The sequence below is a fragment of the bacterium Scap17 genome (assembly GCA_013376735.1).
Lineage (GTDB): Bacteria > Pseudomonadota > Gammaproteobacteria > Pseudomonadales > Halomonadaceae > Cobetia.
The window spans coordinates 1,159,522-1,179,859 of sequence record VINJ01000001.1 but is presented as its reverse complement, the minus strand read 5'-3'; the positions used below and the strand labels follow the sequence as shown (position 1 = coordinate 1,179,859).

At 64.7% G+C, this 20,338-nt stretch carries 15 protein-coding genes; 4 read left to right on the top strand and 11 right to left on the bottom strand.

What is annotated here, in order from left to right; genetic code table 11:
• Positions 1 to 130: 130 nt before the first annotated feature.
• Positions 131 to 1,021: a LysR family transcriptional regulator gene (locus tag FLM52_05085; GenBank protein ID NVN55172.1), complete on the top strand. Its 891-nt coding sequence runs from the start codon at positions 131 to 133 to the stop codon at positions 1,019 to 1,021.
• Positions 1,022 to 1,121: 100 nt separating this feature from the next.
• On the opposite strand, the gene phaC is transcribed toward FLM52_05085, so the two are convergent.
• From phaC to prmB, 5 genes are all read right to left on the bottom strand, one after another.
• Complete coding sequence (gene phaC / locus FLM52_05080) at positions 1,122 to 3,929, bottom strand: class I poly(R)-hydroxyalkanoic acid synthase (GenBank protein ID NVN55171.1); 2,808 nt, start codon at positions 3,927 to 3,929, stop codon at positions 1,122 to 1,124.
• Between the two features lie 387 nt (positions 3,930 to 4,316).
• The gene (locus FLM52_05075) at positions 4,317 to 4,916 is read right to left on the bottom strand and encodes a phasin family protein (GenBank protein ID NVN55170.1); all 600 of its coding nucleotides are present in this window, start codon (positions 4,914 to 4,916) and stop codon (positions 4,317 to 4,319) included.
• Between the two features lie 69 nt (positions 4,917 to 4,985).
• On the bottom strand, positions 4,986 to 5,528 hold the full coding sequence (locus FLM52_05070) for a hypothetical protein (GenBank protein ID NVN55169.1): 543 nt from the start codon (positions 5,526 to 5,528) through the stop codon (positions 4,986 to 4,988).
• Positions 5,529 to 5,789: 261 nt separating this feature from the next.
• A complete protein-coding gene (gene aroC / locus FLM52_05065; GenBank protein ID NVN55168.1) occupies positions 5,790 to 6,881 on the bottom strand; it encodes a chorismate synthase in 1,092 nt (363 codons plus the stop codon).
• A 151-nt stretch (positions 6,882 to 7,032) separates the two neighbouring features.
• A complete protein-coding gene (gene prmB, locus FLM52_05060) occupies positions 7,033 to 7,995 on the bottom strand; it encodes a 50S ribosomal protein L3 N(5)-glutamine methyltransferase (protein ID NVN55167.1) in 963 nt (320 codons plus the stop codon).
• A 197-nt stretch (positions 7,996 to 8,192) separates the two neighbouring features.
• Here prmB and FLM52_05055 point away from each other — a divergent pair, with 197 nt between their 5' ends.
• Both FLM52_05055 and FLM52_05050 read left to right on the top strand, forming a co-directional pair.
• On the top strand, positions 8,193 to 8,798 hold the full coding sequence (locus FLM52_05055; protein ID NVN55166.1) for a DNA mismatch repair protein MutS: 606 nt from the start codon (positions 8,193 to 8,195) through the stop codon (positions 8,796 to 8,798).
• Positions 8,799 to 8,918: 120 nt separating this feature from the next.
• The gene (locus FLM52_05050; protein ID NVN55165.1) at positions 8,919 to 9,737 is read left to right on the top strand and encodes a transporter substrate-binding domain-containing protein; all 819 of its coding nucleotides are present in this window, start codon (positions 8,919 to 8,921) and stop codon (positions 9,735 to 9,737) included.
• Positions 9,738 to 9,878: 141 nt separating this feature from the next.
• On the opposite strand, the gene FLM52_05045 is transcribed toward FLM52_05050, so the two are convergent.
• From FLM52_05045 to FLM52_05020, 6 genes are all read right to left on the bottom strand, one after another.
• Entirely contained in the window at positions 9,879 to 11,048 is a 1,170-nt protein-coding gene (locus FLM52_05045) for a patatin (protein NVN55164.1), read from the bottom strand.
• Between the two features lie 58 nt (positions 11,049 to 11,106).
• Entirely contained in the window at positions 11,107 to 12,075 is a 969-nt protein-coding gene (locus FLM52_05040) for an alpha/beta hydrolase (GenBank protein NVN55163.1), read from the bottom strand.
• Complete coding sequence (locus FLM52_05035; GenBank protein ID NVN55162.1) at positions 12,072 to 12,992, bottom strand: alpha/beta hydrolase; 921 nt, start codon at positions 12,990 to 12,992, stop codon at positions 12,072 to 12,074. Before FLM52_05035 ends, FLM52_05040 begins: the two co-directional genes overlap by 4 nt.
• Before the next feature lie 180 nt (positions 12,993 to 13,172).
• On the bottom strand, positions 13,173 to 14,519 hold the full coding sequence (locus FLM52_05030; GenBank protein ID NVN55161.1) for a DUF4340 domain-containing protein: 1,347 nt from the start codon (positions 14,517 to 14,519) through the stop codon (positions 13,173 to 13,175).
• Positions 14,519 to 17,407: a hypothetical protein gene (locus FLM52_05025; protein ID NVN55160.1), complete on the bottom strand. Its 2,889-nt coding sequence runs from the start codon at positions 17,405 to 17,407 to the stop codon at positions 14,519 to 14,521. The genes FLM52_05030 and FLM52_05025 overlap by 1 nt, the downstream gene beginning before the upstream one ends.
• Positions 17,281 to 18,576, bottom strand: a complete 1,296-nt coding sequence (locus tag FLM52_05020) for an ABC transporter ATP-binding protein (protein ID NVN55159.1) — start codon at positions 18,574 to 18,576, stop codon at positions 17,281 to 17,283. Before FLM52_05020 ends, FLM52_05025 begins: the two co-directional genes overlap by 127 nt.
• Positions 18,577 to 19,340: 764 nt before the next feature.
• On the opposite strand from FLM52_05020, the gene FLM52_05015 reads away from it, so the two are divergent.
• Positions 19,341 to 20,291: an AEC family transporter gene (locus tag FLM52_05015; protein ID NVN55158.1), complete on the top strand. Its 951-nt coding sequence runs from the start codon at positions 19,341 to 19,343 to the stop codon at positions 20,289 to 20,291.
• Positions 20,292 to 20,338 lie beyond the last annotated feature (47 nt).

The following is a 20,338-nucleotide window of genomic DNA, read 5'->3' as shown; positions in this document are numbered from 1 at the left end:
TCCCAAAAGGAATACCATGACTCATCAGGTCTTGATCAGGAATTCATCCGCCCGGGACGGCATAACCGCCCCGCTTGATGCGCCTCTGAATGCCTCTCTGAACGCCGTCATCACAGGATAGCTGGCCCACATGGACACACCCTCTCTGCAGGCCTTCGTCGCCGTCGCCGAAACCGCCTCCTTCTCGCTGGCCGCCGAGCAGCTGCACCTCACCCAGCCGGCCGTTTCCAAGCGCATTGCCCAGCTGGAGCAACTGCATGGCGCACGGCTGTTCGATCGCATCGGACGGCGCGTCACCCTGACGGAGGCCGGCAACATCCTGCTGCCGCGGGCCCGCGCCATCCTGGTGATGCACGATGACACCCGGCGTGCGCTGCGCAATCTGTCCGGCGAGGTAAAAGGCAGCCTGACGATGGCGACCAGCCACCATGTGGGCCTGCACCGGCTGCCGCCACTGCTCAAGGCCTTCACCATGGCCCACCCAGAGGTGCGCATGGACATGCGCTTTCTGGATTCGGAACAGGCCTATCAGGGCGTACTCGATGGGGAGCTGGAACTGGCCGTCGTCACCCTGGCACCGCATCGCGATCCCAATCTGACGGTGGTGCCGGTGTGGCTGGATGAGATGCGCTTCGTGTGCGGACGGGACCATCCGCTGGCGGGGCACAAGGCGTTGCCGCTGGCCGCCCTCTCACAGCACGACGCCGTACTGCCGGGCCACCTGACCTTCACGCGCGGCATCGTCATCGACACCTTCGCGCGTGACGGCCTCTCGGTGGAAGTCTCGATGTCCACCAACTACCTCGAGACCCTCAAGATGATGGTCGCCATCGGCCTGGGCTGGAGCGTACTGCCGGAAAGCATGATCGACGACGAGATCGAGATCCTGCCCATCGACCACCGCCCCATCGAACGCCAGCTCGGCTACCTCTACCACAACAACCGCACCCTCTCGAACGCCGCCAGCGCGATGATCGAACTGCTGGAAGGGGCAAGGGACGCGGCATCGAGAAGCCTCTAGCGCGCTCGAAAGCCCACTTTGGAAATACCGCCTGAACCCACAACGCCAGCCCCGAAGGGCTGGCGTTGCGATTCTGACTCACAACTTGTGGCGCCGCGGATCAACTCTTGTCGCTATCCTTGGCATTGCCAGACGCGCCATCCGTCTTGCTGGCCGCAGGCTTGGCATCGTCCTTCTTAGCCTCTTCCGCTGCCTTGGCGGCGGCGGCCTTGCTAGCATTGGAGGGACGGCCACGGCGCGGCTTGGGCGCTTGGCTGCCGGTGTCGCTCTTGGCGGTGGTAGTGGAAGCACCAGAGCTTGAAGCGCTCGAGCGGGAAGCCCCCTGATTGGAAGCCCCGGTGCTGCTGCCCGTCTTGGCAGTACTCGTGCTTCCTGTCGAGCTGGCAGTGCTATTGCTGGTTCCAGTCGCCTTGCTCGCCGTGCTTTTGCTCGCCGGAGTCTTGCGCGTCGTCGCGGGCTTCGCAGCACTGGAGCCGGAGGCCGCGGAAGAAGTGCCACTGCTCGAGGTGCCGGAGGCAGACGGTTTGCTGTCAGAGGCTGACTTGCTTGCCGTCGTCTTGGCCGCCGTTGTCTTGTTGGCTGTGGTCGTCTTGTTGGCAGCCGTCTTGCGCGGCGTGGAGGTCTTTCTCGCCGTGGTGGTCTTCGCCGCTGAGCTACCGGTGCTGCTGGCCGCCGTGCTCGCAGTGCTCGGTTTTGCCGTGCTCTGTTTTGCAGTGCTCTTGGCAGCAGTGCTCCTGGCAGCAGTGCTCCTGGAGGCTGCGCCTTTGGGAGCAGCGCGCTTGCTCGCCGGTGCTGCTGACTCAGTAGACGCTGATGCGGCCTTGGAAGCGGCAGGCTTGGCGGTAGACGACTTGGCAGCAGAGGCACTGCTGGCATCATTGGCGGCCTTGCCGGTGACGGCTTCGGTCATCGCGGTCATGGCCTCTTCCAGCGGCAGTGTCACCTGCTTGAGCGCTTCATTCACGCTCTTCTCGACCGTCTGCTGGACATCACGCACGGCCTTGAGCTGCGCATCCGCCACGCTGGTGATCTCTTCCGGCACGCTCTGCCCCAGCACTTCGGGAATGGTCTGGCGCGCATAACGCCCCGGCGCCGCTTCGATCACGTCGAGCTTGCCCTCACCCGGCGTGCGTGCAGCGACCTCCGGTTCCGGCTCCACGAAGCCATTGCCGGTCATCCACGCCTGCCAGTCATTCCACCAGGAGCCTTCATGCAGCTCGGTACCCGCGAGCCACTCGTCGGGGGTTGCCTGCAGGCTGTCATTGGTGGCGTAGCCGTACTTGTTCTTGTGCGGCGGATTGACGATGCCCGCGATATGACCAGAGCCACCTAGCACGAAGCGCTTGATGGAGGCCTTGGGCAGCTGGGTGCCGTTGTAGGTGGTCTGCCACTTGGCAATGTGGTCCTCGCGCGCGGAGACCCAGTAACTCGGTGTCTCGATCTGCGAGAGATCGATCGGCACGCCGTCCAGCTCGATGCCGCCGGGCTGCACCAGGCGGTTTTCCAGATACATGTGACGCAGATACCAGGCATGGGTCCCGGCCGGCAGGTTGGTGCCGTCGGTGTTCCAGTACAGCAGGTCGAACGCGGTCGGCGCTTCGCCCTTGAGATAGTTGGAGACGTAGAACGACCAGAACAGGTCATTCTCGCGCAGCAGATTGAAGGAGAACGCCATCACGCGGCCATCCAGATAGCCGTCCTGCGCCATCTGCTTCTCGAGACCCTGCAGCACCGGCTCGTTGAGGAAGACACCGATCTCACCGGGATCGGAGAAGTCCTGCAGCGTCGCCATGTAGCTGACCGAGCGCACGCGATCCGCCTGCTTCTCGGCCGCCAGATAGGCCATGGTGCTGGCCGTCAGCGTGCCGCCGATGCAGTAGGACAGGATGTTGACCTGCTTCTCGCCGGTGGCCTGCTCGATGGCATCCATCGCGGCCAGCGGCCCCATCTGCATGTAATCGGCCCAGGTGAGATCACTCTGCTCGGGCCCCGGATTGCGCCAGGAGATCAGGAACACGGTGTGGCCCTGCTCCACCAGCCAGCGCATCATCGAATTGTCCTGACGCAGATCGAGAATGTAGTACTTGTTGATCCACGGCGGCACGACCAGCAACGGCGTGCTGAAGGCCTTCTCGGTCGCTGGACGATACTGGATCAGCTGGATCAGCTCGTTCTCGAAGACCACATCACCCGGCGTGACGGCGATGTTGTCGCCGAGACGGAAGGCTTCGGTATCGGTCATCGCGACATTGATGCCTTCGGCGGAGTTGGCCAGGTCCTCACGCAGACGCTTCAGGCCGTCGAGCAGGTTCTGGCCGCCGGTCTCGCGGGTCACGCGCTGCACTTCCGGGTTGGTGGAGGCGAAGTTGGAGGGCGAGAAGGCGCTGACGTACTGGCGCGCGTAGAACTCGAGATTGCGCTTCTGGCTCTCCGGCAGGCCTTGAATGCCGGCCAGCATATCGTCCACGGCACGCGAGAACAGCAGGTATTGCTGCACGAGGAAGTGGTAATAGGGCTCGTTCTGCCAGGCCTCATCGCGGAAGCGGCGGTCAGAGCGCGCGGGCGTGATCACCGGCTCGACACTCTCGCCATTCAGCTCGCGCAGCGTGCCTTGCAGCAGGGCCATCTGGTCCTGGAAGAGGCGAGTCTGGGTCGACAGCAGCAGTTGCGGGTCGCGTGCCAGAGCCTCGGCTCCCGCCTGGAAGCAACGACCCATCTCGTCATAGATGGTGGAAGCGGCGGCGCTGGGCCATAGGCGCTCCAGCATGTCACTCATCAAGGCTTGATACTGGGCACTGGCCTGCTGCACGACGCTGGCCCACTCCGTGCCTTCAGCACCGTCGGGGAACAGACTGGCAAAGGCCTGAGAGAATGTCTGTGAGAACGCCTGCTGCTGGGCTGAGTCCATATCGCCCTTCCTCCTTGTCATTGACCATCACGTCATTGGCTATCGAAGCTTGGCTGCCGAACGCCTGTCGGCGGCACGATTTCATCGAATCGAATCCTTCCTGAGCACTGAGCGATGTCATGCCATCTTCACCGAGATGAGCGCCTTCACTGGCGACGGACATCGTTTTCAAGGTTGTCCAGCAATTCATGACTGACCGCCACGGGGCGATCGAATGCTCCACTGCAAGGACTGCTTTCCGTCGGATTCGCGCGCGGCAAATACGAGAGCAAAACAGCCTGTTCGACAGCGTGCTCACCTCCAGCATGCGCCTTTCAGCACGGCAGGGGCAATGCCAGACAACGGCAAAAAAGGCTGGCGCAAGCGCCAGCCTTTTCGGGGTATACCTTAGTTCTGCTTGGCGCGGCTTGTCGCGGCAGCCGGCTTGTTGCTGGCAGCGGAGGATGCCTTGTCCTCTGCTGCCGAAGCGGCTTTCTGTACGGCAGCGGACGCCTTGTCGTTGGCTTCCTTGCCAGCGTCAGAGTAGGCCTGTTCGAGCTGGGCGCGCATGTCGTTGCCCATCTCGGCCAGCTTCAGGGAATCATCCATCATCTGCTGAGACAGCTCGGTCGCCACTTCCAGCTGGCGGCTGCTGAACTCGCTGAACTCTTCCATACCCTTGATTTCAGTGGCAGCACGCGCACGCTCGAGACCAGTCTCGGTATAGCGCTTGGCAGCGTCCATCTGATAATCGGCAATCTTGCCCATATGGTCGAGCATCAGAGTGTTGAGCTTGCGCATCGGCTGGTAGAAGCTGCGGGCTTGCTCGGCAAAGGCGTTGAACATCTGATCCTGCTGCATGACGGTTCCTCCCATGGATTCCGTACCGGGACAGCGCGCAGAAGTCTCTGCGCCACCTGTGGAGCACAGCAATATGCTGCACTGCACAAAGACTAGTCTGCTCCTCAGGTGGTTGCAATCCCATGACAGAAAACTGTCAAACGACATTCTCTGTCACGGGATTGGCCGGGCATGCCTCACACCGATATCAGCCAAGGACTTTCATCGCGCCTAGCATCAACTGCGCTTGGCGCGTGAGCGCGCACTGGCCGCAGAGGCCGGTTTCGCATCATCCGCCCGGCTGGCGCCTTGCTCTGCCTTCTGATCCGCGGCTTGATCACCACTGGGCCCCGAACTCCTGCGTGCGGCAGGCTCCGGCTTGTCAGCCTCCTTGCCTTCCGCGCCGCCCTGACCAAACTGCTGCAGGGTATCCAGCATCATCTTCTGATACTGATTGAAGGCGGCCATGCCCTGGGCCATGCTCTCGCCCATATCGCCCGGCATGCCGCCCACTACCCCCTGCCCGGCATTGCCAGCGCCAGACGCGCCACCCATCATCCCCTCGGCCATGCCCGGCGGCATGAACCTGGCAAACGGCGTGCCCGCGCCCGGTGCCATCAATGGCTTGAGCAGACTCATGGGGTCGTAACCTTCAGCACCCGCCTCCATCTGGCGACGAAAGCGCTCCATCAATTCCTGCTGGAAGGCTTCCACGTCCGGCAGGCCCATCGCCTGGCGAAATTCCTGCGGCGTGAGGTCGAATTCGACATTGATCTTCATGGCAGATTCCTTGTGTTGTCTGCCCGCGCACGGCGTGGTGCGCGAGTCCGCTGGCATGCATGCCATTCGAGTCTAGCAGCGAGAATGACACGGGGGCAGCCTGCTACTTACGCCTTTTCTTATTTACTTTGTGCAAGCCAGCCCACTACGCAAGACGCCCCAGCCATGAAGGATGCTGGGCATCACTCCACGGCTGGGGCGTGTCTTTTTACAAATTCAGCGGCTTGGCAGCGTTACAAGTTCAGCCGCGCCGCATGCGGCTTACACTTCGCGCAGCACGGGCGTATCGACCTTGACGTCAGCGTTCTGACCACGATGGCGCAGCAGGTGATCCATCAGCGTCAGCGCGACCATCGCCTCGGCGATCGGCGTGGCACGGATGCCGACACACGGATCATGACGGCCAGTGGTGATCACCTCGACCGCCTCGCCGTTGACGTCGATGCTACGCCCCGGCAGCCGCAGGCTGGAGGTCGGCTTGAGGGCGATGCTGGCACGGATGGTCTGGCCGCTGGTGATGCCGCCCAGAATACCGCCGGCATGATTGGAGAGGAAACCTTCCGGCGTCATCTCGTCACGATGCTCGGTGCCCTTCTGGCTGACCACAGCGAAACCATCACCGATCTCGACACCCTTGACGGCATTGATGCTCATCAGGCCATGTGCGAGTTCGGCATCGATACGATCGAAGATCGGCTCACCCAGGCCGACCGGCACGCCAGTCGCCTCGACGGTGACCTTGGCACCCACGGAATCGCCTTCCTTGCGCAGGGCGTCCATGTACTGCTCCAGCTCCTCGAGGCGATCGGCATCGCCACAGAAGAACGGATTGGTGTCGACCAGCGACCAGTCCTTGACCTCAAGCTCGATGGGGCCAAGCTGGGACAGGTAGCCACGCACCTGCACGCCCAGACCCGCCAGATACTTCTTGGCGATGGCCCCGGCGGCGACACGCATCGCGGTCTCGCGGGCCGAGCTTCGGCCGCCACCACGATAGTCACGCTCACCATATTTGTGGTGATAGGTGTAGTCGGCGTGGGCCGGACGGAACTGGTCCTTGATCTTGCCGTAGTCCTTGGAACGCTGATCGGTGTTCTCGATCATCAGGCCGATAGCGGTGCCGGTAGTGCGACCCTCGAACACGCCCGAGAGAATGCGCACCTGGTCCGGCTCGCGACGCTGGGTAGTGTGGCGCGAGGTGCCGGGACGGCGGCGGTCCAGATCGATCTGCAGATCCGCCTCGCTGATCTCGATGCCCGGTGGGCAACCATCGATGATGGCGCCCAGTGCCGGGCCGTGGCTTTCTCCGAAGGTAGTGACGGTGAACAGCTTGCCGAAGGTATTTCCGGACATTCAGGGGGTCCTCAGGCGATGCCGCCGGTCATGGCCGACGGCGTTCTGATAATAGTTGTCGTAAGCGTTGCAGAGTCTGACGGCTTGCGCCCGTGCTTCTGGCAAATCCCGCCAGCTCAGACGAATCCCACCGGGGTAGGCGCCCGCCAGCTCAAGCGAATTCAGGCGCGCAGACTTCCAGCGTCTGGGCATCGATGGCGAAGACGCCGTTGCCGCCGCGCTCGAACTCCAGCCACATGAAGGGCACTTCCGGGAAGGCTTCCATCAGGTGGCGTTCGGAATTGCCGACCTCGACGATCAAGACGCCATCGTCGGTCAGGTAGTCACGCGCCTCGCGCAGGATACGGCGCACGATATCCAGGCCGTCGTCACCGGCGCCCAGCGCCAGTGCCGGCTCATGGCCGAATTCCTGCGGCATGTTGGAGAGATCGAAGGTATCCACGTAGGGCGGATTGGAGACGATCAGGTCATAGCGCTTGCCCGCCACGCCCGCGAACAGGTCCGACTGCACGGCGATGACACGCCCTGCCACGTCGTGGCGTTCGATGTTGCGACGCGCGACTTCCAGCGCCTCGCTGCTGATATCGACCAGATCGACCTCGGCGGTCGGCATCACCAGCGCGGTGGCGATACCGATGCAGCCGGAACCGGTGCACATGTCCAGCACGCGGGTCGGCGGCAGTTCCGGGAACCAGGCCGAGAAGCCGCTCTCGATCAGCTCGGCGATCGGCGAGCGCGGAATCAGCACGCGCTCATCGACATCGAAGGGCACGCCGGTGAAGAAGGCCTCGCCGAGCAGATACGGCAGCGGCTTGCGGGTAGTGATGCGCTCACGCACCAGCGCCACGATGCGCGCACGCTCCATGGTCAGAAGGCGCGCGTCGATCACGGCGGGGTCCGTGTCCCATGGCAGATGCAGCGCACCCAGCACCAGCGCCACCGCTTCGTCCCAGGCAGAATCGGTGCCATGGGCGAAGTGCAGGCGATGCGCGTGAAACTCGCTGGTCGCCCAGCGGATCAGATCGCGCAGGGTCACCAGCTCCTCGACGAGACGGGAGTCCGGCTCACTGAGACTGGAAGGGTGGCGCAGGTCGGACGCGGAAGTAGTGGACACGGTGATTCCTGTAAGCGGACAGATGGACAACGAGCGCCGCCAGTCGTGAGGGGCCGATGGCGTCTCGCGCAGGCATTGTAGCGTTCACGAGGCGTGGCGGCGACCCTTGCTCGCGCCATGGGCGCCTGGTGCTTCACAGCACCGACAGCCGCGCTATACTGCGCGACTTGCCATTTTATTGCCCGCGGAGCCCGGTCATGCCACCCAACCACGACGACAGCTCGGATACCGGCGACGACTTCAACGCCTTCCGTGCCGCCCTCAAGCAGGCCGGCGTACGCAAGATCACCACCAACCGCGCCGACCCCGGCCGCAAGCCCCTCGACAAGGAAGAGCAGGCGCGTCTGGCGGCGCGCCGCGCAGCCGCCAGCGAAGCCTCGACCGACTCACTCGGCACGCCATCGCGCACCACCGATGGGCAGGTCGAGCCGGTCACGCCCAGCCAGCTGCTCGACTTCGCGGTGCCCGATCTCCCCTACCGCCAGCGTCAGCGTCTCAAGCGCGGCGAGATCGCCTGGGAGGCGGGTCTCGACCTGCACGGCTATACGCTGGAGCAGGCCCGCATCGAGCTCGAGTCCTTCATCGACGATGCCATCGCCCGTCGCTCACGCTGCGTGCTGGTGGTGCACGGCAAGGCATGGACCGGCATGGCCGATCACCCCATCATCAAGAGCCACGTCAATGCCTGGCTGCGCCAATGGCCTGACGTGCTGGCCTTTACTTCGTCACTGGAGCTGGATGGCGGCAGCGGCGCGGTCTATGTCCTGCTGCGCAGCAAGGGCCGTGATCCGCTGCTGGAGTGAGCCACCATTACAGATTGAGTCACCACCACTGATTGAATCACTACCACAAGCAGGCCGCTCGCTGGGCCTGAACCATAACGACAAGGGAACACCCTGATGACACCCAACGCTGAACAGCCAATGCGCACTTCTTCACGCCGCACCCTTTCCGCTGCCATTCTCGGCGGTGCCACCGCCGCTGGCCTGTCACTGGCCTTCGCCATGCCGGCCGCCGCCAGCGATGCGCTGTCCGACAGCACCCTTTCGCGTGTGCAACAAGGACAGGTGCTGAAGGTCTGCACCACCGGTGACTACGCGCCCTTCAGCCACCGTGAAGACAATGGCGACTTCGAAGGCATCGACATCGACATGGCCGCCTCACTGGCCAGGAGCCTGGGCGCGACGGTCGAGACCGTGCCGACCAGCTGGCCGACGCTGATGGAAGACTTCACCTCAGGCAAGTGCGACATCGCCATGTCCGGCATTTCGGTCAAGCTGGACCGCCAGGCTCAGGCCTACTTCAGCCAGCCGTACCAGACCGGCGGCAAGACGCCCATCGTGCGCTGCGAAGACGTCGACAAGTACCAGACCGTCGCGCAGATCAATCAGCCCAGCGTGCGCATCACCGTCAATCCGGGCGGCACCAACGAGCGCTTCGCCAATGAATTCCTGAGCGATGCCACGCGCCTCGCCCACGACGACAACCGCACCATCTTCAACAACATCATCGAAGACCGTGCCGATGTGATGGTCACCGACGCCATCGAGACCCAGCTGCAGGCCAGCCGTCACCCGGAGCTGTGCAGCGTGCACCCGGACTCGCCGTTCACCTTCTCCCAGAAAGGCTATCTGCTGCCGCTGGGTGACAACATCTGGAAGGCCTACGTCGATCAGTGGCTGACCCAGATGCAGGGTACCGGTGAGCAGGCCGCCATCTTCGACAAGTGGATCAACAGCTGAGACGACGCTTCGCTCAGGCTCCGGTCACACGCACTGCAAAGAAGCGCTCTGTATTGAAGAGCTCTGTATTGAAAAGCACTGCAACGAAAAGCCCCCGCCGATTGGCGGGGGCTTTTTCATTAAAGGGCAACTCAAAAAAGGCTAGCCGTCGCTACCCTTCTCGTAGCGATCCAGCGCTTCGGCGGCCAGGTGGCGCCCCAGCTTGATCAGACCCGCCGCGCGGTGGAATTCATAGGCGCCACATACCGTCTTGGGAATCTCGACCAGGATATCCGGCGGATAGCCGGCGATCTTGTACTTGGCCAGCGTCGCCTGGGTGATATCGAAGGAGCGCATCATCATGTCCAGCTTTCCCCAGGCAAGCTCCGGCGCGTTTTCATCGACCCGTTCAGGCTCGACGTCGTTCGCAGGCGGCTGCTTGCCCTGGGTCACGGCACCAGCCTCTGCCTGCGGCTCTGCCAACGCTTCCGTGCCCGGCACTGGCTCGGCATCGCTGCTCTTGAGTGCCTCGAACTTCAAGCGCGAGGCATCGCCCGGTGGCAGCGGAACACCGCCGACCGGACTGGCAAATGCCATACCTTGCTGGTCCTCCAGCGCCTGCTCCTTCTCGGCAGAGAAGATGCGCTCGGCCCCGCGACGCACTCCCCGTAGCCAGTCACTGAAACCACCGCCGCGCGCTTCCAGGGCGGCTTCGCGCGCCTCTTCCTCGGCGGCATCGGCCGGTGGCAGCATCTGTTCCAGCGTCTGGTTGCGCGGCGAATGCGCCGTGGCATTGACCGCCAGCACCAGGTCAACGTGGGCGGCGACCAGCGGCGTGATCGGCAAGGGATTCATCAGGCCGCCATCCACCAGCACCTTGCGGTCGCGTTGCACCGGCGTGATCACCCCGGGCACCGCGATGGAGGCCCGGATCGCCTCGAGCAGATTGCCGCTCTGGAACCAGACCTCCTTCTGGGCGATCAGGTCGGTGGCGACGGTGGTGACCGGAATCGGCAGATCCTCGATGCGCGTATCACCGATCAGGGCTTCCAGCTCATCCATGATGCGGCGCGCGCGGATGGCGCCCATCGGGCTCCAGGTGACATCCACCAGCCGCAGCACGTCGAAGTAATCCAGCTCACAGACCCAGTCACGATAGGCATCCAGCTTGCCGGCGGCATGGATGCCCCCGACCAGTGCCCCCATCGAGCAGCCCGAAATCGCGCGAATGTCGTAACCGCGCGCCAGCACTTCCTCGATGACGCCGATATGGGCATAGCCTCGGGCCCCGCCACTCCCCAGTGCCAGGGCGATGGTCTTGCGCTTGGCCATGGCATGTCTCCCGCTGCAGATGATGATAGATGAACGGATACGGCACAGGGTGCATCACTCATTGCGAGCTGACCCACTCGACGATGGCATCGGCGACCGCCGCCACATGCGGTGGCTCCAGATGCAGGTGGTGGCCACCCGGCAAGACGCGACGCTCGAGCCGCTTCACGGCATCACGCGCCTGCTGTGCTTCGTGCCTTATGGTCAGAATACCCTGCTCGCCCTCGATCAGCAGTACCGGCTGGGTCAACGCCGCCAATAACGCCAGCACCTGCTCCGGGGTGTAGCGCATCAATGAAGGCCGCAGCAGGCGACGGTCACTTCTCAGTCGCAGGCCACCGTCTTCCAGCACCTCGAGGTTGCGCTCGACGATCGGCCGCGCCGTATCGGCATCAATGGGCGTGACACCTCCCGCAACCCGCGCCACCACGGCGTCCTCGACATGACGATAATGGGCACGTCGCGTAGCGGCGCGTCTGGCCGGCTGCGCGTGGCGTGCCAGCAATCCGCGGCGCAGCTGATCGACCACCTCCGATGCCGGCGTGGAGAGCGCGCCGATGCCATCGATCAGCACCAGGCGCGCGATATATTCCGGCAGCGCCGCAGCCACCTGCCCCGCCACCGCCGCCCCCAGCGAGTGCGCCATCACCGTGACCGGCGCGCGCGGCAGCCCCTCGTCATACAGGCCTTCCAGCGCCTCGATCACATCGTGACAGTAATCCCACACCGCATAATCACCGTGCTCACCCAGCGGACTCGAGCGCCCGTGACCGACCATGTCGATGGCGATGAGACGAATGCCGAGCCGCTCACACAACAGCGGCGCCAGGCGACTGAAGCTGGCGGCATTGTCAAGCCAGCCATGCAGCGCCAGCCACGTCGGTGCCTGCTCGGCGTGCTCGGCAGGCGCCCACTCCAGGGCCGCCAGCTCTCCGCCAGTGCGACGTGGGAAGCGACGCTCACGCAGCGTAACGTTGGCGCTCAGGGGAGCCTCTGCAATGTCCTGAACGGATTGATCAGTGCTCATGATTGCCTCTCGGCCAGCAGGCCTGGCGGAAGTATATTCGGCGGCGCGAGGTCGGCGATGGCCGCCAGCAGCGCGGCGCGCGTCTCTTGTGGGTATTCAAAGGGATACATATGTCCTCCCCGGACATGCTCCACCGTCAGCCCGGCGCGGCGTAGGCGTGCCTGACGCGCCGGCGTGAGCAGATCAGACTGGGCGCCGGCCAGAATCCTGACCGGCACCGCCAGTTTCGCCGGTGAGCCTGACAGGTGATCGCTGAGGTGGCGGAAGATCTCGACCTCATGACGGGTATCGAAGCTCAACGACAGGCTGCCATCCGCGTGACGATGGGTGGCGTTGTCGATGTAGTCGTCCAGCGCTTCTGGCGTGAAGTTGGCGAACAGCGAGCGACGGCGCAGGTAATCCTGCATGGCCTGACGGGAGTCCCAGCGTGCGCGACGCCCACGGGTACGGCCCGCCGGAGTGACACGATCAATGAAGCCGAAGCGCTTGGCGACCTTCATGCCCAGCGCATCGCGGCCCAGCATCAACGGCGGGTCGAGCAGCACGAGGCAGTGGAAGCGCTCCGGCTGCTTGAGCGCCGCCATGTAATTGACGATGCCTCCCAGCGAATGGCCGACCCCGATCACCTTGCGCCCGGTGCCGCCCGCCGCGGGCAGCGGCCCCAGCGCGGCGTCCAGACATGCCAGCCACTCATCACGCAGCGAGATCAGATTGTTGCCGACCGGATAGGCAGGGTCATGCGCCAGTCGGTCCACCGGCAGCAGATTGAAGTGCTCGGCCAGCGGCGCCAACAGGCTCTTGTAGCAGGCACCGGTGAAGCCATTGGCATGCGCGAAGGCCAGTACCGGACGCTCGGTGTCCGCATTCAAGCTGGCCGGGTCAGTGCCGTCCTGTTCGGACAAGGTCTTTTCGCACATGGAAGGTTCGGACAAGTGCTGCCCGGGCCGGGGTTGCCGTGAGGTGGCATTCATCGCAAGGTCTCCTTACCACGGGCCGCCGTCCCTGACGCGACCAGACAAACGGTTGTTTAAATATAGTCAACAGCATGCCAGCCCCGCCCCATGGGCGCCACTCCTCCCTTTGGCCCATGGAACACCTCACTCCTCCTCCATGGCCGCCGGCACCAGCGCAGCGGCGGTTTCCGTGCTCGGCTCGGCGGCTTCCGGCTCAGGCAGCGCCAAGGCACGACTGACCGCCAGTGCCGCCTGAATCGCGACAGCCGTGAGCTCAATGGGTTCGTCTTGCAACGCCCTCGCGCCCAGTGCCAGCAGATGATTACGCAGCGCGCCATTGACCTGTATCTCGACGGCATTCACGCGCGCGACCAGTTCAGGTGGCCACCCCTTGCCGGAGAGCGTCAGCCGCGCCCAGGGCTTGCTGCCCGCCGCGATGGCCAGCACCAGCTGGGTGCGATCACTGAGCTGCTCATGCTGACGGTAATGGAGCGAGGGGCGCGACCAGTTGAGGGTCAGCGTCACGGCGGGCTGCCAGCCGTCTGGCTGGGCTGCGCCGCTTTCAGGCGTGGAGGCGCGGGGGCGCAGGTCATTCTGCGTCAGTGGCGACAGCGCAGCGAGAATCTCATGGGCAGCGTCGCTGTCAGGTGCCAGGCCTCGCACCAGCGGCGCTTGCCGTGCTGACGCACCTCGGACTGAAGACGAAAGCGCAGACGCCGCCAGCGAGATATCCAGGCGACTCAGCGGTTTGTATACCGCGGCGTCACTGCGCAGCTCGGTGACATCCAGCACTTCACTGGGCGCCATGCCGCCGCGCCAATCCGGCAACCCGACATCGCGCGTCAACTCCCAGACCGGCGCGCCATCCGCCCCATTCATGGTGGAGGAGCCTTTGACTTTCACGTCCGAGGGCGACGGCACCCATCGCACGTAACGCCCCGCCAACTCAGCATTGCCCGCGCCGTTCACCTGCGTTGCCGCCGCGGGCCTGGCGCCCAGTTGCAGACTCACCTGAGCGCCATTGCCCTTCACGCTCAGCAGCGGTGACTGCGCGCTGAAGCCCAGCGCTTCAAGTGCCTCGTCCGTGGCCGGCTTGCGCGTGCGCAGTTGTGCCTCGCCCAGCTGACTCACCAACGCCTCCACCTTGCCCTGGCGGACAGGCCAGCCGGCCAATGAGGTGATCTGCCAGTCGCCTGCGGGCCCACGCGCCAGACTCAACCAGTCCTGACTGGCCTCTGCGCCACGCCGAATGCCGATACGTTGCGCCGAAGCGGCCACCTGCGACAGCAGCGGCAAGGGCTGCAAGACGCCTGACTGACCCGCAGCGACTGTCATCAGCGAATCACTTTGCCACTGGGCAGGGTCTGCTCCGCCCGTGGCGGCGCCTGAGCGCAGCGATTCCAGCAGTGACGGCCCTGCGGTGAGCGCCGTCGCCGCAGCTACGGAGACCAGCGCCGTCAGTGCCCATCCCGCCCGATTGAAGCGCCCCATCAATCACCTCCCGACTGAGTAGTATCGCTCGGTCTTGTCTTGCCTGAAGCCGCCTTGCCTGAAGCTGCCTTGCCTGCGGTCGACTTGATAGAGCCTGTCGAAGTGCTTGTGGCGGCGTCACTCGCGGAGCGGGCGCTGTGCTGTGAATTGCGCTGCTCATTGCGTTGTTCCTTACGCTGTTCATTTCGTTCGGCGTTGCGCTTCCCGCTGGGCTGACCGTGCCCTGACAGACGCCCTGTCGACTGATAGCCCGCGCGACGGCTGGCGCGATAGCGGCGCCAACAGATCAGCTCGCCGAGCAAGCTCAACGCCACCGGCAAGGCCAGCAGCGTCCACAGGCGCAGCTCGCGGCGCAGGGCATCACGCTCGGCATTCGCCTCACGCTGCTGGCGTGACAACGCGTCCTCGAAGTCATTCTGCATCGCCGCCAGGGCGTCGCTTTGCTGCGCGGCTTCGGCCTTGCCAGATACCGGCGTCGCGCCGAGCGCACTCAGACGCGTCTGCCAGTCATTGCGCAGCCGGGTCTCCTCGGCGGCCTGACGATCGGCCAGTTGATGCAGGCGCGTCAGCTCGCGCACCTGATGGGCACGCGCACGCAGGGCGACCAGCTCGGGGCTGCCCGCCAGCAGGTCCACGGCATTTTCCAGCCAGCGCGCATTGGCATTGAGGGCCTGCTCGCTGCCATCCGCTGCCGTGCGCCGCCACAGACGGTCACTAGCCATGTCGACATCGCTGACCACCAGCAACTGGCCACCCTGCGCGCCTGTCGAGGGCCATTGCGCCAACACCGCCAGGCCACCAGCCGGCGGCGCTTCCCCCGCCAGCCCCGACAGCGGACGCGGGTCCATGCGACTGGCATGGACACGCGCGGCCGGAATCAGGCGCGCCTCATCACTGGCACGAATCAGCCACTGCAACGGCGCTTCCTGCGCTCCCGGGCCTTTCGATGATGCGTCTGCTGCATCAGACAGCGGCGCCAACCAGCCCGCGCTGGACATCACCAGTTGCTCGACATTGAGGTTGAGCGCGGCGTCCGACAGCTGCGCAGCGCTTAACCCGAGCAGTGTCGGGCTCAGCGCACGGGTGCCGTCCAGCAAGCCGATCGGCAAGGCCAGCTGTGCATCCGCCACCACCTCGCCCGCGCGTGATTCAAGCCCGGCGCGCGCCAGCAAGGCCTCGAGCGCCTCGGAAGCCGGCGCCGGCTGATCGAGCATTTCGGGCAGCGGGTCCACCAGCATCAACACCCGGCCGCCACGCTCGAGATAGGCCGTGATGGCCTCCAGCGTCTTGACCGGCAACAGCCGCGGCGCAATCACCAGCAACGCATCCTGATCGGCGATCGGGCGCGAGGCATCATCACCGGCCGACAGCCAGTCGATGCGCAGGCGTGCATTGAGATGCTCCATCAGGCCCCAGCTGCCCAGTGCTCTGCCCTGCTCCAGGCTGGGCTTCCCCATTACCGGCAAACGCGAGACGACACCCAGGCGCGGTGGCTCGGTGCGCGAGACTTCCTGGATCTGGCGTGTCACCCGCGCTTCCAGCCCGCCGATATCCGCCGCCTTGAGAAGCGGAATGGCGCGGCGTTCGGCGTAGGGGCCATCCACCACCAGCCCGAACAGCATCTCTTCACCGCCCGGCAATGACAGCGCGGTCAAGCCCTGCGCCTCGAGATCCGCGAAGTCTGCACTGTCCGGCGCAGGGTCGACACGCTTGAGGCGTATCTGCGGCTCACGCGCGAAGGCGGCCAGACGCGTCTCGATCCGTGTCGCCAGTTCACGCAGCTGCGGCAGGTCGGCGGCGAAGCGTTCGCTGTAGGCGAAGGTCAATGTCACCGGTGCCTCGAGGCCACCGAGCACCGCACGGCTGGCAGGGCTCAGGCTGTGCTGACGCGTGGCGGTCAGATCATGCGCGCGGGTGAGCGGGTTGTGGCCGTCGGCCGTCAGCAGCGGCGGCAGGCGCACGCCAGCCAGCAATAGCGCGGTGACCGCAGCCGCCAGTGCCGCCGTGACCAGCCACCGTGGCGCCTGCTTGCGTGCATGGCGTTCCTGACTGAGGCCGCGCGCCTGCAGCACCAGCCCGGCCAGAGTCAGCAGCAGGAAGTAGCTGGCATCGAGCCAGATCGGCCGGCCTTCACTGAAAGGCGTCAGATGCGCCGGCAAGCTGATCAGATCGAGCAGCTGCACCCAGTGCGGTGCCAGATGCTGAGCCAGCTGGCTCGTCACCGCAGGTGTGCCCGGCAGCATCAGCGCCAGGCCCAGCACCAGCGCCCCGAGCCACGCCGACAGCGCAGAAGGCGCGCGCACCGCCAGCGCCTGACCGAGACTGGCCAGCGCCATCACCAGCAGCACCATGCCCAGATAGCCGCTGAGCATCAGGCCGAGATCCGGCGTGCCGAGCCAATGGACCAACACCACCAGCGGCGCCGTCATCGCAAGCCCCAGCCAGCCCAGCACGCTGGCACTGATCAAGCGTGCGCTGGCCAGTCGCCAGGCCCCCAGCCCGAGGCCGGACAGCCATTCGAGCAGGCCGTTGGCACGCTCTTCCGGCCAGCCGCGCAGGGCCAGCAGCGGCGTCCACAGCACCAGCAACCAGGGCAACACCTGCCAAAGCGAGCCAAGATCGGCGCGATCACGTGCCAGCAGATCGCCCACCTCGAAGGCCCCCAGCGGCGCCAGCACCGCCATCACCACCAGCAGCGACCAGCTGGCGCCTTGTGTCAGTGCCTGATGCAGGTCACGGCGGACCAGCGCGAGAACGGCCCTCATGACGACACCTCCTGATCTGCGCGCGGTGCCTGCCTGCGCATCGGCAGCGGCGAGGGCTGCTCCGCCATGCGCGTCACCAGCTGGCGGAACGCGACCTCGATATCGCCCCGTTCGTGGACACATTCATCGAGGCGGATTTCCATGTAGCTGCACCAGCGTGCCAGCGCGGGGCGCGGGTCCTGATGGAGACGCCCGGCCAGTCGCAGCACGGCACCGGTCGAGATCACCAGCGGCGACTTGTCAAGCGCCATGGCATCGCCGGGCTTGACGGGCGTGATGGCCGCCACGCCCGGCAGACGCGAGACACTGGCCAGTTCGCGCTCGCTCAAGGCCCGACTCAACGTCACTCGCCATACCGGCAGACTGGAACTCGCGCCATACCCCGCGCCGTAGCGCGAACGACTGCCCCCCAGGATGCCTTCGCTGACGGAGGTCGCGGCCAGCGCCTCCGGCGTATCATCGAAGCCCAGCTGGCCATTGGCCATGACCAGTACGCGGTCACAGATGCGAGGCACTTCCTCCAGAAGATGAGTGGAGACGATGATCAGACGCTCGCGACCCAGCTCACGAATGAAGACGCGCACGCTGTCCTTCTGCAGCGGGTCCAGCCCATCGGTGGGCTCATCGAGCAGCAGGACGTCCGGATCATGGGTCAACGCCATCGCCAGCGCCACGCGACGCCGATAGCCTTTGGATAACACAGCGCACAATTGATTGGCGAAAGGCGTGATATCCAGGCGATCCATCAATGCCGAAAGGCGATCATTACGCACCTTGCGCGACAACCCATGCAGACCCGCCACGCACTCGAGACTCTCGCGCACCGTCAGCTGCGGCCACAGGGGTGCGCCCTCCGGCAGATAGCCGATGCGACGCTTGAGGCGATTGAGCTGGCGCTGACTGGCGCGACCATCGAAGGCTTCGCCTTCCAGCTCCAGCTGCCCCTGGGTGGCGGCGAGCGTGCCCGCCAGCATGCGCAGGCTGGTGGTCTTGCCGGCGCCATTGGGCCCCAGCAGGCCGATGACCTCACCACGCGAGGCCGTGAAGGTCAGCCCGGTGACGGCCTGTTGCTGACCGAATTGACGCCCGAGCCCGCGACTGACCAACAACGCCGGGGAAGCGGACGGATCGTCAGACGCGCGCTCGGGGATTGACGCAGATCGAGTTGCCGCAGAGCGAGTCACAGCAGAGGACGCCGCGGCAGAGGATGACGCAGAGGTCGTGTATGGGTCCTGCAAGATACCCGCTCCTTGTACTTTTCCTGATAGGGGCAATGCGTAGCCGGGACTGATGGTTCCGGCAGGTGATCATGAGGCCGGAAGATGATCGTGGCTCCGGCGGCTGATCTTGAGAGATGGCCGTGACAGATGACAATGCAGCGCACAGGGTAAGCCGACAGCCTGCGCTCGCCAAGCAGGAGTACGCGCGCAGTCACCACTCGCGCGGTTATGGCGTCTATTCCGCCCTTTGCCGGCCCTCAAGGCGTATCGTGGCGCCTGTCTTCTCGATCATCACGCCCACACGCGCCCTTGGTTGGCGGCATTCGCACAGCAGAACCTGATACCAGAGCTGAACCACTAGCCCAGAACTGAACGACTATCCCTGAGTCTAAGGAAAGCCTGATATGCTGGGCGGATGACAGGCACGCGCCGTTGTCAGAGCGCCTTGCTGGCCGGCGGTCTGCCTGCCAGAGCCTTCACACGTTGAGCCTTCATTCTGTGAGCCTTCATTTAATCTTGCTGGACAGGACCCCTCGATGCCCAAGCATGACAAGCAGTCCGCTACCTCCTCGCCGTCTTCCAGGCCGCGCCGCGATACCCGTCTGCGCAACGGGCTGTTCTGGGCCTTGCTGGCAGCGGCCTTGATCACGGGCTTCTGGCTGGCCTGAAGGCGCTCCTTGCGCCGACACATCACGCGCCGCCACATTACGCGCCACTACATCACGCGCCGCTACATCACGCACTACTATCGTCAGCGGCGCAACCACCGGCATCAGGCCTGATCAGACACACCACAACCTGCACACGACAAGGGTGAACATGAGCGAGACGACTTCATGAACGACATGCTGGCACTGTTCGTCGCGACGTTGAACGTCACCGTCCCGGTCTTCGCGATGGTATTTCTGGGCCTGGGGCTCAAGCGACTCGGCTGGATCGACGACACCTTCATCAGCACCGCCTCATCGCTGGTGTTCAAGGGCACCATGCCGGCGCTGGTCTTCCTCTCCATCGTGCGGGCCGATCTCGATCACGCCCTGCGTCCGGACATGCTGATCTACTTCGCCTGCGCGACACTGGCCACCTTCCTGCTGCTGTGGGGCTGGGCGATTCTGCGCGTACCACGCAAGGAGCGTGGCGAGGTGGTCCAGGGAGCATTTCGCGGCAACTGCGCCATCGTCGGACTGGCGTTGGCCGCCAATCTCTATGGCGATCTTGGCCTGTCGATGGGCGGCATCCTGATGGGCGTCGTCATCCTGTCCTACAACATGCTGTCGGTAGTGGTGCTGTCGAGCTATCTCGGCGATGGCCGTACCAGCTGGACTGGCATCGCGCGCGGTATCATCACCAACCCGTTGATTCTCGGCGTGCTGGCCGCCCTGCCCTTCGCGGCCTTCAGCTGGCAGCTGCCCGAGTGGCTGGAGACTTCCGGTGATTACTTCGCACGCATGACGCTGCCGCTGGCATTGATCTGCATCGGCGGTACCCTGTCGATGCGCTCGCTGCGTGAAGGCCGCAAGCTGGCCCTCAGTGCCAGTCTGATGAAGATGATCAGCGTGCCACTGCTGGCGACCACCGTCGCCGTGCTGCTGGGCTTCCGCGGCACCGAACTCGGCGTGCTGTTCCTGTTCTTCGCCTCACCGACGGCGGCGGCAAGCTTCGTGATGGTACGGGCAATGGGCGGCAATGACCGCCTGGCCGCCAATATCATCGCCATCAGCACCCTGATGGCAGGTATCACCATCACGACCGGCATCTTCGTGCTCAAGTTGAGCGGTCTGGTCTAGCAGCAGCGGTCTGGCTGCAGGCCAAAGCGAAACGCCCCCGCCAGTGC